The sequence below is a fragment of the Pseudomonas shahriarae genome (assembly GCF_014268455.2).
Lineage (GTDB): Bacteria > Pseudomonadota > Gammaproteobacteria > Pseudomonadales > Pseudomonadaceae > Aquipseudomonas > Aquipseudomonas shahriarae.
Map to the genome: position 1 here is coordinate 3,927,004 of NZ_CP077085.1, position 14,721 is coordinate 3,941,724.

A 14,721-nucleotide genomic window follows, 5' to 3' on the forward strand; every position below is an offset into this window, starting at 1 on the left:
CTGGCTTGCCAGCTCCCATACAAGCCAGCTCCCACATTGGTTTTGCGGTGTGACTCGGGGCTTAGAACGCGCCCATGTAGTCACGCTTGCCCACTTCCACACCGTTATGACGCAGCAAGGCGTAGGCGGTGGTGACGTGGAAGAAGAACTGCGGCAGGCCGTAGGTCAGCAAGTAGGACTGGCCGCTGAAGCGTTTCTCTTTAGGCGTGCCCGGACGGGTGACGATCTCGATACCTTCCTTGCCGTCGATCTGTGCCGGGGTGATGGTGTCGATAAAGGCCAGGACCTTGGCGATCAGCGCTTGCAGGTCAGCGAAGGTAACTTCGGTATCTTCGTATTTCGGCACTTCGATCTCAGCCAGGCGCGCGGAAACGCCCTTGGCAAAATCCACGGCGATCTGTACCTGACGGACCAGCGGGAACATGTCCGGGAACAGACGCGCCTGCAGCAAGGCGTTAGGGTCGATGTTCTTGGCGGTGGCGTGGGCCTCGGCCTTGTTCAGCACATCGCTCAGGGCGTTGAGCATTTGCTTGAAGACCGGAAGTGAAGCGGCGTACAGGGAAATAGTCATGACAGTCTCGACAGTGGTGACAGGGTTTGAACAGCGGCGATTATAGACATGAGCGCTGCTTGTCTTTTATTTTTTCGGGATTAGGCTAGTGGGCTCACTGCATAGGGAAAGCGCGATGACCGCCGAGCACGACACCACCTCTTCCGAGCCGCGCCTGAACAGCACGGAAATCCGCGTTTTGGGCTGCCTGATCGAGAAACAGGCCACTAACCCGGAAACCTACCCGCTGACCCTCAACGCCCTGGTCCTGGCCTGCAACCAGAAAACCAGCCGGGAACCGGTGATGAACCTCAGCCAGGGCCAGGTTGGCCAGAGCCTGCGCGCCCTGGAGGGCCGTGGTTTTACCAAGCTGGTGATGGGCAGTCGCGCCGACCGCTGGGAACACCGCGTGGACAAGGCCCTGGAACTGGTGCCGGCACAGGTGATCCTTACCGGCCTGCTGTTCCTGCGCGGGCCGCAGACGGTCAACGAACTGCTGACCCGCAGCGGGCGCATGCATGATTTTGAAGATGCCGAGCAGGTGGTGCATCAGCTGGAACGCCTGATCGCCCGCGACCTGGCGGTACTGGTACCCAAGCAGGCCGGCCAGCGCGAAGACCGCTACACCCACTCCCTGGGTGACCCCGCGGATATCGAGGCGATCCTGGCCGCACGCGGTAGCCCGGTGGAGCGCAGCAGCGCCAGTGGGGTTTCCGTGGAGCGCATCGAGGAGCTGGAGGCGCGGATTGCGGCGCTGGAAGAGCGCCTGTCACGCCTCGAATAAACGTCCCCCCTTATGGGAGCGGACTTGTGTGGGAGCGGGCTTGCTGGCGAAAGCAGTGGGTCATTCAACACCAATGTTTGCTGGGCCGACGTCGTCGCGAGCAAGCCCGCTCCCACATTTGATCTTCGCTGCTTTGAGCATTGCGTTGCATTAGGGCTTGCCCGCTCCCACATGGGCCGGCGGTGTTTACTGCCGGGCGAAATCCACGGCCTTCTGGAACTGTTCGTCCGTCGGCCGGATGCCGGTGTACAGCACGAACTGCTCCAGGGCCTGGATCGCGATCACTTCCAGGCCGGTAATCACCCGCTTGCCCTGGGCCCTGCCCCGCACGATCAAGGGCGTTTCGGCGGGGATCGCCACCACATCGAACACGGTGTCTGCCGCATCAATTGCGTCGGCCTCGAAGGCCAGGTCCTGCGCCTGGGCGCCGCCAGTCATGCCGATCGGCGTCACGTTGACCAGCATCTGCGGGCGCGCTTCACCCAAGGTCGCCTGCCACTGATAGCCCAGGTTCTGCGCCAGGGCCCGACCCGCCGTTTCATTGCGCGCAACGATCACGCCATTGGCATAGCCACCATCCCGCAAGGCACTGGCCACGGCCTTGGCCATGCCGCCGCTGCCGTACAGGGCGAAGGTCGAGTCCTTGGGCACCGCGTGTTTTTGCAGCAGTTGCTCGATGGCGATGTAGTCGGTGTTGTAGGCCTTGAGGTGCCCGGCGGTGTTGACAATGGTGTTGATCGAGGCGATGGCGCGGGCCGATTCGTCGAGCTCATCGACCAGCTCGATGCAGGCTTCCTTGAACGGCATCGACACCCCACACCCACGAATCCCCAAGGCACGGATCCCGGCCACGGCGCCGTTCAAGTCCTGGCTGCTGAACGCTTTGTAGTAGAAGTTCAGCCCCAGCTGCTCATACAAATGGTTATGAAATCGCAGGCCGAAATTGCCCGGACGGGCCGACAGCGACATGCACAACTGGGTATCCTTGTTGGGGTTCATCAGCATCGGTAACGCCTCTTCGAAGTAAGCAAATCGGTACAGACCTTACACAACCTTTACCTAGTGGCCGTGCTGTTTTCCTGAAATACGTTGTCTTAAAAGTATCCCCGCGACAATCCTTGAGTCTATTGATTGCAGACCACAAGCGCAGGGGCCAACCGAGGAAAGACCATGATTCGTAAAATCCCCAGGATCGCTTTGCTGATCGGTGCACTTGCTGTAGCCGGCCAAGCCTCCGCCCATGGTGGCGGTTGGGGTGGCCCGGCCGTATTGGGTGCGGTTGTCGGCGCAGCCGTAGTTGGCTCTGTGATCGCCAGCCATGATCGACCGGTGTATGTGCAGCAGCAACCGGTGTATTACCAGCCACAGCCGGTGTATGCCGCCCCGCCACCGGTCTATTACCAGCCGGCGCCAGTGTACGTGCAGCAGCCGGTGTATTACCGCCGGGCGCCCGTATATTACGGGCCACCACGTGGCTACTACGGCCCGCCCCGCGGCTATTACGGGCGTGGCTGGTAAACCCAGCAGCAAAAGCCCCGCACACCCGGCGGGGCTTTTTTATGGGTGGCCTGGTCTGAATAAATCTCGCCAGGGTCGTTATGGGGACAACCCTGGCTGTTAATTCCGACATTATTAAGGCCAACGTGCACTTGCCCAATTGGGGGCCGCGCTGTCATGTTTGTGTCACACGGCACTCTCACTATCAAAACTGTCCCCCATAACAGGCCATAACAACAAGGACGCCCAGCATGCCCACACAAAATCCGCATCATACCGCCGGCCTCTGCACCTCGAGCAAGGTCTATAGCGCCTTGACCGAGCTCAAGCACCTGGAAGGCCATCGCAGCGCCAAGTTTCTTTCGCTGCTGGCAGAAAACCTGGTCCACAAGGGCCTGCTCAATGAACAGGAAGTGCTGCACATGCTGGACCAGGTGGTTGACTGAGACCCTGCCGGCGCAGCCTCGATGACAGTGATGTTGACTATCGAGCAAGGTGATTTTCCCTCGCCGCCGGGCCACCGTAAGGTGACCTCCATCAGCAATGGAGGTAGATATGCCCACTATCCAGATCATGTCCGTCGTCGGCAGTGCCGTCCCTGTCCCCCTTCGCGAGCTGGGTTTGCTCGCCTGTTGGTACCTGGTACGCGACGGTGAAGCCATCAGTGGCCCCCTGACCTCACTGCCCGCCGCCCAGGCCCTGTCACGCAAGATGGCGCACTGCTTCTCGGCTTAGGGCAATGGCAGGCGTACCCGGGGTTTGGTTTCGACAAACAGCCCCCAGCTGGAAATAAACAGCGCGGCAATCAACGGCCCGATCACAAAACCATTGAGGCCGAAGACCGACAGGCCGCCCAGCGTCGAGATCAGGATCAGGTAATCCGGCATCTTGGTGTCCTTGCCCACCAGGACCGGGCGCAGCACGTTGTCCACCAGGCCGATCACAAACACCCCGAACAGGGCCAGCACCACCCCTTGCCAGATTGAACCGCTGAGCAGGAAGTACGCGGCTACCGGCCCCCACACAATCCCGGCACCCACCGCCGGCAGCAATGACAGAAACGCCATCAGCACCGCCCAGAGCAACGCACTGGGAATATCCAGAAACCAGAAGATCAGGCCACCCAGTGCCCCCTGGGTCACCGCCACCAGCACATTGCCCTTGACGGTCGCCCGTACCACGCGGTTGAACTTCAGTTGCAGGCGACGCTTCTGTGGCTCGGCCAGCGGCACCGCCGTGCGTACTTTGCGCACCAGTTCGGGGCCGTCGCGCAGCAGGAAGAACAGCAGGTAGAGCATGATGAAAAAGCTCACCAGGAAATCAAAGGTGCCTTGACCAAAGCTGAATGCCTGGCTGGCAAAGAACTGGCTGCCCTGCATCGCGCCCTTGACGATTTTCTCGCGCAGGCCTTCCAGGTTGCCCATGCCGAAGCGATCCAGCAGGTGCTGGAAGTACGGCGGCAGGAAGTTCTTGAATTGCTCGATGTAGCCCGCCACATCCAATTTGCCGCTTTCGACGTTCTTGTACAGCGTCGCCCCCTCCTGCACCAGCAAGGCGCTGGTGATGATCACCGGCAAGATCGCGATCACTAGGCACACCATCAGGGTACACAGCGACGTGAGGTTGCGGTTCCAGCCAAACTTGAGCTGCAGGCGCCGCTGCATAGGCGCAAAGATGATCCCGAGGATAACCGCCCAGAACACCGCGCCGTAGAACGGCAACAGGATCCAGAAAAACGCGAGGGTCACCAGGACCAGCAGCAATAGCAGGGTTTTGAATTGCAGATTCGTTTGGTTCATGTCCGATCCGTGCCAGAAAAACGTCGGGCGCCCAGCGCGCCCTGTTGCTTAGTCCACCGCGCATCCGGCGAGTGCCATCTTTATTTCTACAGCGTAGACCCAGATCAATAACCGCCAGGCCCGGCTCGGCTACCCTGCCGCCCTTTTGCGATCTGAATCCCATGCTCCCTGTCCTCGCTCCCGAATTGCTCGCCCCTGCCGGCACCCTGAAAAACATGCGCTACGCCTTTGCCTACGGCGCCGATGCGGTCTACGCCGGCCAGCCGCGCTACAGCTTGCGGGTGCGTAATAACGAGTTCGATCACGCCAACCTGGCCCTGGGCATCGCCGAGGCGCAGGCCCAGGGCAAGCGCTTTTATGTAGTGGTCAATATCGCGCCGCACAATGCCAAGCTGAAAACCTTCCTCAAGGACCTGGAACCGGTGATCGCCATGGGCCCGGACGCGCTGATCATGTCCGATCCGGGCTTGATCATGCTGGTGCGCCGGCACTTCCCGCAGATGCCGATCCATCTGTCGGTGCAGGCCAACACGGTGAACTGGGCCAGTGTCGAGTTCTGGCAGCAGCAAGGCATCTGCCGGATCATCCTGTCGCGGGAGCTGTCCCTGGAAGAAATCGCCGAAATCCGCCAGCACGTGCCGGCCATGGAGCTGGAAGTGTTTGTGCATGGCGCGCTGTGCATGGCCTACTCCGGGCGTTGCCTGTTGTCCGGCTACATGAACAAGCGCGATGCCAACCAGGGCACCTGCACCAATGCCTGCCGCTGGAAATACCAGGCCACACCCGCGGCCGAAAACACCGTGGGCGATATCGTCCAGCAGTATCAGCCCGAGCCGACCCTGGGCCTTGGCGCGCCCACCGACCAGGTGTTCCTGCTGCAGGAGGCCAACCGCCCGGATGAGCAGATGCCGGCCTTCGAGGACGAACACGGCACCTACATCATGAACGCCAAGGACCTGCGGGCGGTGCAGCATGTCGAGCGCCTGACGCAGATGGGCGTGCATTCGTTGAAAATCGAAGGCCGCACCAAGTCCCACTTTTATGTGGCGCGCACCACCCAGGTGTACCGCCAGGCCATTGATGATGCGGTGGCCGGTCGTGCGTTCGACCGGGGCTTGATGACCAACCTTGAGTCCCTGGCCCAGCGTGGCTACACCGAAGGTTTCCTGCGCCGCCACGTGCATGACGAATACCAGAACTACCAGAACGGCAGCTCCGTCTCGGAACAACAGCAGTTTGTCGGGGAATTGACCGGCGAACGGCGCGGGGAGCTGGCCGAAGTCAAGGTGAAGAACCGCTTTGCCGTGGGCAATCACCTGGAACTGATGACCCCGGCGGGGAACTTCCATTTTGACCTGGGGATGATGCATAACGCCAAGGGTGAGGCGATTGAGGTGGCGCCGGGGGATGGGCACACGGTGTATGTGCCGGTGCCGTTGGACATGGATATCGGGTTTGGGTTGTTGATGCGGGATGTGTAGCGGCTGTTAGGGCCCCATCGCAGGCAAGCCAGCTCCCACATTTGACTGCATTCACAGTTCAACATGTGGGAGCTGGCTTGCCTGCGATGAGGCCAGAACCAGCACCGCAATTGCCAGATCAGATCCTGAACTGCCCCACCAGCTCCCACATTTTGACCATGTTCACCGATCAAGTGTGGGAGCTGGCTTGCCTGCGATGAGGCCAGATCAAGCACCGCAATTGCCAGATCAGATCCCGAACTACCCCAGCAACCGCCACATTTTGACCATGTTCACCGATCAAGTGTGGGAGCTGGCTTGCCTGCGATGAGGCCAGAACCTGCACCGCAATTGCCAGATCAGATCCTGAACTACCCCAGCAACCGCCACATTTTGACCATGTTCACCGATCAAGTGTGGGAGCTGGCTTGCCTGCGATGAGGCCAGATCAAGCACCGCAATTGCCAGATCAGATCCTGAACTGCCCCACCAACTCCCACATTTTGACCATGTTCACCGATCAAGTGTGGGAGCTGGCTTGCCTGCGATGAGGCCAGAACCAGCACCGCAATTGCCAGATCAGATCCTGAACTGCCCCACCAACTCCCACATTTTGACCATGTTCACCGATCAAGTGTGGGAGCTGGCTTGCCTGCGATGAGGCCAGAACCAGCACCGCAATTGCCAGATCAGATCCTGAACTGCCCCACCAACTGCCCCAACCGCTGCCCCAGTTCCGCCAGGCTGCGGGAGGTCTGTGCGCCCTGCTGGGTCTCGTCCGCCACGCTGTCCACCGCCACGGCAATCTGATGCACGCTGCGGTTGATCTCTTCGGCCACGGCGGTTTGCTCTTCTGCAGCACTGGCGATCTGCGCGTTCATCGTGTTGATGGTCCCGATCAGTTGCGCCATGGTATCGAGGGACGCCCCGGCTTCATTGGCCTGGGCCGAGGTGCCGTCGCCGGCATCGCTGGAGCGGCGCATGGATTCCACGGCCGCCTCGGTGCCCTTTTGCAGGCGGTCGATCATGCCCTGGATTTCCTGGGTGCTCTGCTGGGTGCGGCTGGCCAGTGCGCGGACTTCATCGGCCACCACCGCAAAGCCACGCCCGGCTTCACCGGCACGGGCGGCTTCAATGGCGGCGTTGAGGGCCAGCAGGTTGGTCTGCTCGGCAATCGAGCGGATCACCCCGAGCACGCTGACAATCGACGACACGTCCTGTTGCAGGCTATCCAGGGACACGCCACTGCTGCGGATGTCATTCACCAACGCATGAATCTGCGCGATGCTGCCATCCACCACGCGCTTGGCGGCCTGGCCTTCGGCGTCGGTCTGCTGCGCCGCCACGGCCGCGCCCTGGGCACTGCGGGCCACTTCATGGGCGGCAGACGACATTTCATTGATCGCCGTCGCCACCTGGTCGGTTTCCTGGCGCTGGCGTTCCATGGCCTGTTCCGAACGATGGGCCTGCTCGGACACCTGGCTGACCAGCCCGGTCAGTTGCGAGGTCATGTCAGTGATCTGGCGTACCAGGCCGTGGATCTTGTCGACAAACCGGTTGAACGAGCCGGCCAGTTCACCCAACTCGTCCTGGCTGGTGATTGCCAGGCGCCGGGTCAGGTCGCCCTCACCGGCGGCGATATCGTCGAGGTTGGCTTTCATCAGGTGCAAGGGGCGCAGGATGGTATTGGCCAGCAGCATGCCCGCTGCAGCGATCAGCAACAGCAGGATTACGGCGATGCCGACAATGCTCAACAACACCCCTTCCATGCGCTCGTTGACCTTGGCTTCGACTTCGCTGACCAGGGCCTCGATACCGTCGAGGTTGACCGAAGTACCGATCACCATGTCCCACTTGGGCAGGTACTCGGTGTAGCCGAGCTTGGGCACCAGTTCGGTTTGCCCCGGCTGGGTCGAGCTGTATTGCAGGTAGTGGGTGCCGTCCTTGCCGACCCTGACCAGGTCGCGGTTGACGTAGACGCCGTTGGGGTCACGGTTGTCCTTGAAGCTTTTGCCCACGCCGTCGGGGCTGTTGCCCTTGAACAGGCGGATGGTTTCGGAGTCGTAGCCGAAGAAATAGCCGTCCTTGCCGTAGGTTGTGTTGGACAACAGCTTGACCACCTGCGCCCGCGCCTCTGTATCGCCGGGGGCTGCGGCGTCGTACAGCGGCTTGATGGTGGTCATCGCCACTTCGACATAACTTTGCAGGGTGGCCTTGGCGTTGTTGAGCAGGCGCTGGCGGGTTTCGGCCACCTCGGTGCGCGCCTGTTCCTTGAGGATCCACACGGTGGTCAGGCTGATGACCACGGCAAACAACAACACCGGCAGTACGGCGAGGGACAGGACTTTGGCCTTCAGACTCAGACGCATGGATCTTCTCTCTTGTAGGGCAACGTTAGGAGGTTAACGGCCCTAAAGGAGAAAACTGTAGGAATCTGCTTGTTACAGGGTCATCGCGGCAAACCAGCCAAATACCAGCAACGGCAGGTTGTAGTGCAGGAAGGTCGGGACCACGGTGTCCCAGATATGGTGGTGCTGGCCGTCGATGTTCAAACCCGAGGTCGGCCCCAGGGTGGAGTCGGACGCCGGCGAACCGGCATCGCCCAGGGCCCCGGCGGTGCCGACGATGCAGACAATGGCCAGCGGGCTGAACCCCAGTTGCACACACAGCGGCACAAAAATCGCCGCAAGGATCGGCACGGTGGAAAACGACGAACCGATGCCCATGGTCACCAGCAGGCCCACCAGCAACATCAACAGCGCACCCACGCCACGGCTGTGGCCAATAAAATCGGCCGAGTCCTGCACCAGCGTCTGTACCTGGCCGGTGGCCTTGAGCACTTCGGCAAACCCCGACGCCGCGATCATGATGAAGCCGATCATCGCCATCATTTTCATGCCTTCGGTGAACAGATCATCGGTGTCGCGCCAGCGCACGATGCCCGATACCGAGAAGATCAGGAAACCCGCCAGGGCACCGATGATCATCGAGTCCAGCCACAACTGGATAATAAAGGCCGAGGCAATGGCCAGCCCGGCGACCAGCAGGGTCAGCGGGTTGTACTGCACCGCCACTTGCTCGACCCGCTCGATCTTCTGCTGGTCGTAGATGCGCTTTTTGCGGTAACTGATAAACACCGCCACCAACAGGCCGAACACCATGCCCAGCGCCGGAATACCCATGGCATGGGTAACGTTGACCTGGCTGATATCCACCCCGCTCTTGGCGACATTGGCCAGCAGGATCTGGTTGAGGAAGATATTGCCGAAGCCCACCGGCAGGAACATGTACGGGGTGATCAGGCCGAAGGTCATGACGCAGGCGATCAGGCGCCGGTCAATCTGCAACTTGGTCAGCACATACAGCAGCGGCGGTACCAGCAGCGGGATAAAGGCGATATGGATCGGCAGGATGTTCTGCGAGGCAATCGCCACCGCTCCCAGCAGGCAGATCAGCAGCCATTTGACAGAACTGCCGCCAGTGGTGTCCTGGCGGCCCACCAGCAGCAGGGCCTTGTCCGCCAGGGCATGGGCCAGGCCGGACTTGGCAATCGCCACCGCGAAAGCACCGAGCAATGCGTAAGACAACGCCACCGTGGCACCGCCGCCCAAGCCGCTGTTGAACGCGCTGAGCGTCGCGTCGATCCCCAGGCCACCGGTCAAACCGCCGACCAGGGCACCCACGATGATCGCGATGACCACATGCACGCGGGACAGGCTGAGCACGAGCATGGTACCGACCGCGGCGATTACTGCGTTAATCATGGTTACCTCAAGACAGAAATATAAACACAACACGTGCCGGCGCCCCGGCCAGATGTCGACCACGGCACACGCAGAAAGGGAGTTTTATTAGAGGCCGCGCACTTTGCAGCAGCCGGCGCGCCATGTCAAAGAACGACGTCGCGAATAGATTCAATTGAACGTATGAATAAAGAAAAACAACCGGCGGCCGATAGCGTGGATTATCTCTGTCGCAACGAAAGGTTAAGGATCTCCATGTCGCTCAGGCAGCTGTCCATTCAATGGAAAATCACCCTCCTCGCCGGCCTTTGTCTGTTGGGCATCGTGACCCTGCTGGTGGGTCTTTCGCTGTATCGGATGGACCAGAGTTCGCAACGGGTCCAGACCTCCAGCACACAGATGCTTAATGTTGCCGCCCAATCGCGCATCGAAGCCCAGGGTGAAGTGCAGGCGCTGGGCATCCGCCAGCAATTTATGGACGCCTACCAATATGGCCATGGCTTTTCGCGCCAGGTGCTGTTTTTGCGCGAACAGGCCGAAAAACGCTTCCTCGATGCCTTCGACCTGCGTGAAGACCTGACCCGCCAGGTCAAGGCCGCCCTGCAAGCCAACCCGGACCTGTTGGGCCTGTCCCTGGTCTTTGAGGCCAATGCCCTGGATGGCAAGGATGAGCTGTTCGCCGGCCAAGCGGAGCTGGGCAGCAATGAAAAGGGACGCTTTGCCCTGTACTGGTCGCAGCCGACACCCGGCACCCTGACCTCGATGGCGCTGCCGGAAAGCGATATGTCCGACACCAGCGTCGGCCCCAGCGGCGAGAAGGCCAACACCTGGTTCACCTGCCCACGCTCCACCCTCAAGCCGTGTGTGATCGAGCCGTACTTCTATGTGATCGACGGGCACAACGTCTTGCTGACCAGCATCGTGTTCCCGCTCATGGCCAATGGCAAAGTCATCGCCTCGCTGTCGGTGGACATCAACCTCAACAGCCTGCAGGCAGTCAGCCAGAATGCCAGCCGCGAGCTGTATGACGGCCAGACCAACGTCAGCATCATCAGCCCAGTGGGTTTGCTGGCCGGCTACAGCCCGGATGCGAGCAAGCTCAGCCAGCGCCTGGACAGTGTGGATACCGCCAGCGGCGCACAACTGATCAGCGCCATGGCCGGCAGCACCCAGACCTACAGCCTGCGTACCGACCATCAACTCAAGGTGCTGGCACCGTTCCAGCCCATTCCCAATGGCAAGTCCTGGGGCGTGTTGCTGGATGTGCCGGAAAAAGTCCTGATCGGCCCCGCCGAAACCCTCAAGGCCGAGCTGGATGCCGACAACACCAAAGGCACCCTGCTGGAACTGGGCCTGGGCCTGCTCGCCGCCATCGTCGGTTTGCTACTGGTGTGGCTGATGGCCCGCAGTGTCACCCGGCCGATCCTCGGCGTGGCCCATATGCTGGAGGATATCGCCAGCGGCGAAGGCGACCTGACCCGGCGCCTGGCCTACGACAAGCGCGACGAGCTGGGCGAACTGGCCAGTTGGTTCAACCGCTTCCTCGACAAACTGCAACCGATCATTGCCGAGGTCAAACGCTCGGTGCAGGACGCGCGCAGCACCGCCGACCAATCAGCGGCAATCGCCAGCCAGACCAGTGCCGGCATGGAGCAGCAGTACCGCCAGGTGGATCAGGTGGCCACCGCCTCCCACGAAATGAGCGCCACCGCCCAGGACGTCGCCCGCAGCGCCGCGCAGGCGGCACACGCTGCACGGGATGCCGACCAGGCCACCCGCGAAGGCCTGACGGTGATCGACCGCACCACCACCAGCATCGGCCACCTGGCTGCCGACATGAGCACGGCGATGGCCCAGGTCGAAGGCCTGGCAGCCAATAGCGAGCAGATCGGTTCAGTGCTGGAAGTGATCCGCGCGATTGCCGAACAAACCAACCTGCTGGCCCTCAACGCCGCCATCGAAGCCGCCCGTGCCGGTGAAGCCGGGCGCGGTTTTGCGGTGGTGGCGGACGAGGTGCGCAACCTCGCGCGGCGCACTCAGGAGTCGGTGGAAGAAACCCGCCAGGTGATCGAACAGTTGCAAAACGGCACCCAGGAAGTGGTGAGCTCCATGAGCAACAGCCATCGCCAGGCCCAAGGCAGTGTCGAACAGGTCGGCCAGGCCGTCACGGCATTGCGCCAGATCGGCGATGCGGTGACGGTGATCAGCGACATGAACCTGCAGATTGCCAGCGCCGCCGAGCAGCAAAGCGCGGTGGCCGAGGAGATCAACAGCAACGTGGCGACGATTCGTGATGTGACCGAGTCGCTGTCGGAACAAGCCAATGAATCGGCGCGGGTCAGCCAGACGCTGAACAGCCTGGCCAATCAGCAACAGGGGTTGATGGACCAGTTCCGGGTCTGATCGCGGTTAAAAGGTGCGGGGCCGGGGGCTGGACGCAACCTCCAGCTCACACCCCCACAGCTCTACCGCCGGCTGGCTCGCCTGGGGCGGGCCGAGCCAGGCACTCAGCCACTGGCACTGCTGGTTGAAACACAGTTGATAATCCCCGGCCTCGGGGGTGCGGCCCAGGCGCAGGGGCTGCAAGGGCGGCAACTGACGCTGGTAATGCCAACTGCCATCACGCAGTTCGGCGCCGTGCGGGATCTCCATACCGGCCCCGGAACCCTTGACCCGCGCCTCGCCCAACACCAGGCCCTCAGGCGTTACACGGTAATCCTCTTCCCAGCGCACTTTCTCAATCGTATGCGTCCAGGCCAGGGTGACCACAGGCGTAGGCACTTGTGCCCATACCGCGCCCGCCAAGCCCAGACACAGACCGATCACGCAGTGGCCGCCTGGGCACGATGGGCCCGCCAGCAGTGCTGTGCGATCAACAGCCCCACCATGACGAAGCCGATTTCATCACTTAACGGCGTCGCCAGAATCAGGCTACCACCGGCGAAGAAGCCCAGCAGGCGCTCCCACCAACTCAGCCTGGCTTGCAAGTAGCCGGTAAATACCGCGCCCCAGATACCAATGGCCAGCAACGCTTTGGCCACCACATACAGTGTGGCCAGCAGGCTATCGCCCTGCAGCATCAGCGCCGGCTCGTACACCGCCATAAACGGCACAACGAACCCCGCCACCGCGATGCGTACCGCCCAAAAGCTGATCTTCAGGCCGCTCTCCCTGGCAATCGGTGCCGCCGCGAAACAGGCCAATGCCACCGGCGGTGTGAGGTCGGCCATGATGCCGAAATAGAACACGAACATATGCGAGACAATCAGCGGTACGCCGAGGTCCAGCAGTGCCGGTGCAGCGATCGAACTGGTGATGATGTAGTTGGGAATGGTCGGGATCCCCATGCCCAGCACCAGGCAAGTGAGCATGGTGAGCACCAGCGACAGGAACAGGCTGTCCTGGCCAATGGCAAGGATGTAACCGGCAAAGGTGGACGCCACCCCGGTCAGCGACACGACACCGATAATCACCCCCACCAGGGCGCAGGCAATCCCCACCGGTACCGCGTGCCGTGCGCCCTCTACCAGCGCATGCAGGCAGATGGTCAGGGTGTCGCGGCCGCCTTTGATAAACCAGCACACCGCCACCAGCAGCGCCACCACCCCGAACACCATGCCGATACCGAGCCGGAAGAAGCCCGCGCAAAGCAGACCCAGGACGATCCAGAAGACAAAACGCATCACCTTGGACGAGACCCGCAGGATGATCGCCGAGCCGAGAATCACAATGGACGTCAGGGCCAGGCCGACCATGCCGGAGAACAGCGGCGTGCGCCCGGAGAACAGCAGGTAGATCAGCACAAACAGCGGAATCAACAGATACCAGCGCTGCTTCACCGCGGCCCAGGGGTTCGGGCATTCGTCCTTGGGCAGGCCACGCAGGTTGGAGCGCTTGGCTTCCAGGTGAACCATCCAGAATACCGAGCCGAAGTACAGCATGGCCGGAATCAACGCGGCCTTGGCCACCTCGAAGAACGGCACGTTGATCGTCTCGGCCATGATAAAGGCCACTGCGCCCATGATCGGCGGCATGATCTGGCTGCCCATCGACGAGGTCGCTTCCACGCCACCGGCAAACGCCGACTTGTAGCCGAAGCGCTTCATCAACGGGATGGTGAATTGGCCGGTGGTGACCACGTTGGCCACCCCCGAACCGGTGATGGTGCCCATCAGCGCCGACGACACCACGGAAACCTTGGCCGGGCCACCGAGTTTGTGGCCGAACAGGCCCATGGCGAAATCGGTGAACAGCTTGATCATTCCGGCCTGTTCAAGGAACGCACCGAACAGGATAAACAGGAAGATGTACGTGGCCGATACATAGGTCGGCGTGCCATACAGCCCCTCGGTGCCAAAGGCCAGTTGGTTGACGATCTGGTCGATGGCATAGCCGCGGTGCATCAGATCGCCCGGCAGGTACTGGCCGAACAGGCCGTAGGCCAGGAACAGCGCACAGATCAACGGCAGGGCAATCCCCATCACCCGCCGCGCCGCCTCAAACACCAGCACAATCAGCACCAGACCGATGACCATATCGCTATCGGTCAGGTCGCCAGAGCGTTGAATCAAGTCGGCTTCGAAATACCACTGGTAGAACGCCGTGGCCATTCCGGCCAGCCCCAGCAGCCAGGCCATCGGCTGCCAGGGCTGAGCATTGCCACGCGCCGGAAAACACAGAAACACCACCAGCAACAGAAAGCCCACATGCACGGCCCGCAGAATCTGGCTGGAGACCGGATGAAAGGCCGCGGTGATGATTTGGAAGACGGAAAACAACAGCGCGACGTAGAACAGCGCTCGCGGCCAATCCCTGGGACTGGCGGCAAGGCCTTGATCGTGCTCACTCATGCAGGTCACTCCCACGTTACAACATCGACATGCCAACA

The 14,721-nt window shown here is 61.4% G+C and carries 13 protein-coding genes; 6 read left to right on the forward strand and 7 right to left on the reverse strand.

The features are described from left to right. Positions 1-61 precede the first annotated feature (61 nt). Entirely contained in the window at positions 62-571 is a 510-nt protein-coding gene (locus tag HU773_RS17350; RefSeq protein WP_057439460.1) for a DUF1993 domain-containing protein, read from the reverse strand. 115 nt (positions 572-686) lie between these two features. Between HU773_RS17350 and HU773_RS17355 the strand changes: the two genes are divergently transcribed. Further along, positions 687-1,334 carry a YceH family protein gene (locus tag HU773_RS17355; RefSeq protein WP_057439461.1) on the forward strand — a complete coding sequence of 216 codons (648 nt, stop codon included), beginning with the start codon at positions 687-689 and terminating at the stop codon, positions 1,332-1,334. A 186-nt stretch (positions 1,335-1,520) separates the two neighbouring features. On the opposite strand, the gene HU773_RS17360 is transcribed toward HU773_RS17355, so the two are convergent. Next, positions 1,521-2,339, reverse strand: a complete 819-nt coding sequence (locus HU773_RS17360; RefSeq protein ID WP_057959105.1) for a shikimate 5-dehydrogenase — start codon at positions 2,337-2,339, stop codon at positions 1,521-1,523. Positions 2,340-2,504: 165 nt separating this feature from the next. On the opposite strand from HU773_RS17360, the gene HU773_RS17365 reads away from it, so the two are divergent. The 3 genes from HU773_RS17365 (at position 2,505) to HU773_RS17375 (ending at position 3,566) form a co-directional block, all read left to right on the forward strand. After that, the gene (locus HU773_RS17365; protein ID WP_057439463.1) at positions 2,505-2,852 is read left to right on the forward strand and encodes a hypothetical protein; all 348 of its coding nucleotides are present in this window, start codon (positions 2,505-2,507) and stop codon (positions 2,850-2,852) included. Positions 2,853-3,082: 230 nt separating this feature from the next. Continuing rightward, the gene (locus tag HU773_RS17370) at positions 3,083-3,277 is read left to right on the forward strand and encodes a hypothetical protein (RefSeq protein ID WP_057959104.1); all 195 of its coding nucleotides are present in this window, start codon (positions 3,083-3,085) and stop codon (positions 3,275-3,277) included. A gap of 109 nt (positions 3,278-3,386) precedes the next feature. Further along, positions 3,387-3,566: a hypothetical protein gene (locus HU773_RS17375; protein ID WP_057959103.1), complete on the forward strand. Its 180-nt coding sequence runs from the start codon at positions 3,387-3,389 to the stop codon at positions 3,564-3,566. Here HU773_RS17375 and HU773_RS17380 read toward each other — a convergent pair. Then, complete coding sequence (locus HU773_RS17380) at positions 3,563-4,630, reverse strand: AI-2E family transporter (RefSeq protein WP_057959102.1); 1,068 nt, start codon at positions 4,628-4,630, stop codon at positions 3,563-3,565. The two genes, HU773_RS17375 and HU773_RS17380, sit on opposite strands and share 4 nt — an antisense overlap. Positions 4,631-4,791: 161 nt before the next feature. Between HU773_RS17380 and trhP the strand changes: the two genes are divergently transcribed. Continuing rightward, positions 4,792-6,111, forward strand: coding sequence for a prephenate-dependent tRNA uridine(34) hydroxylase TrhP (trhP, locus tag HU773_RS17385; protein WP_057959101.1), 1,320 nt, complete (start codon positions 4,792-4,794; stop codon positions 6,109-6,111). Positions 6,112-6,779: 668 nt separating this feature from the next. Here the strand turns inward: trhP and ctpM are convergent. Both ctpM and HU773_RS17395 read right to left on the reverse strand, forming a co-directional pair. Further along, the gene (gene ctpM, locus HU773_RS27920; protein ID WP_057959096.1) at positions 6,780-8,459 is read right to left on the reverse strand and encodes a methyl-accepting chemotaxis protein CtpM; all 1,680 of its coding nucleotides are present in this window, start codon (positions 8,457-8,459) and stop codon (positions 6,780-6,782) included. A gap of 72 nt (positions 8,460-8,531) precedes the next feature. Next, the gene (locus HU773_RS17395) at positions 8,532-9,851 is read right to left on the reverse strand and encodes a Na+/H+ antiporter family protein (protein WP_169990072.1); all 1,320 of its coding nucleotides are present in this window, start codon (positions 9,849-9,851) and stop codon (positions 8,532-8,534) included. 237 nt (positions 9,852-10,088) lie between these two features. Here HU773_RS17395 and HU773_RS27925 point away from each other — a divergent pair, with 237 nt between their 5' ends. Beyond that, on the forward strand, positions 10,089-12,236 hold the full coding sequence (locus HU773_RS27925) for a methyl-accepting chemotaxis protein (RefSeq protein ID WP_057959094.1): 2,148 nt from the start codon (positions 10,089-10,091) through the stop codon (positions 12,234-12,236). 6 nt (positions 12,237-12,242) lie between these two features. Here the strand turns inward: HU773_RS27925 and HU773_RS17405 are convergent, their stop codons facing one another. Next, positions 12,243-12,659 carry a DUF1850 domain-containing protein gene (locus HU773_RS17405; RefSeq protein WP_186626006.1) on the reverse strand — a complete coding sequence of 139 codons (417 nt, stop codon included), beginning with the start codon at positions 12,657-12,659 and terminating at the stop codon, positions 12,243-12,245. Then, positions 12,656-14,683 carry a TRAP transporter permease gene (locus HU773_RS17410; protein ID WP_057959093.1) on the reverse strand — a complete coding sequence of 676 codons (2,028 nt, stop codon included), beginning with the start codon at positions 14,681-14,683 and terminating at the stop codon, positions 12,656-12,658. The genes HU773_RS17405 and HU773_RS17410 overlap by 4 nt, the downstream gene beginning before the upstream one ends. Between the last annotated feature and the right edge of the window lie 38 nt (positions 14,684-14,721).

Excerpts from the sequence above, each read along its gene's own strand:
- HU773_RS17375 (WP_057959103.1), top strand. The coding sequence starts at position 3,387 with ATGCCCACTATCCAGATCATGTCCGTCGTCGGCAGTGCCGTCCCTGTC.
- HU773_RS17355 (WP_057439461.1), top strand. The coding sequence starts at position 687 with ATGACCGCCGAGCACGACACCACCTCTTCCGAGCCGCGCCTGAACAGC.
- HU773_RS17350 (WP_057439460.1), bottom strand. The coding sequence starts at position 571 with ATGACTATTTCCCTGTACGCCGCTTCACTTCCGGTCTTCAAGCAAATG.
- HU773_RS17360 (WP_057959105.1), bottom strand. The coding sequence starts at position 2,339 with ATGCTGATGAACCCCAACAAGGATACCCAGTTGTGCATGTCGCTGTCG.
- HU773_RS17380 (WP_057959102.1), bottom strand. The coding sequence starts at position 4,630 with ATGAACCAAACGAATCTGCAATTCAAAACCCTGCTATTGCTGCTGGTC.
- ctpM (WP_057959096.1), bottom strand. The coding sequence starts at position 8,459 with ATGCGTCTGAGTCTGAAGGCCAAAGTCCTGTCCCTCGCCGTACTGCCG.
- HU773_RS17370 (WP_057959104.1), top strand. The coding sequence starts at position 3,083 with ATGCCCACACAAAATCCGCATCATACCGCCGGCCTCTGCACCTCGAGC.
- trhP (WP_057959101.1), top strand. The coding sequence starts at position 4,792 with ATGCTCCCTGTCCTCGCTCCCGAATTGCTCGCCCCTGCCGGCACCCTG.
- HU773_RS17365 (WP_057439463.1), top strand. The coding sequence starts at position 2,505 with ATGATTCGTAAAATCCCCAGGATCGCTTTGCTGATCGGTGCACTTGCT.
- HU773_RS17410 (WP_057959093.1), bottom strand. The coding sequence starts at position 14,683 with ATGAGTGAGCACGATCAAGGCCTTGCCGCCAGTCCCAGGGATTGGCCG.
- HU773_RS27925 (WP_057959094.1), top strand. The coding sequence starts at position 10,089 with ATGTCGCTCAGGCAGCTGTCCATTCAATGGAAAATCACCCTCCTCGCC.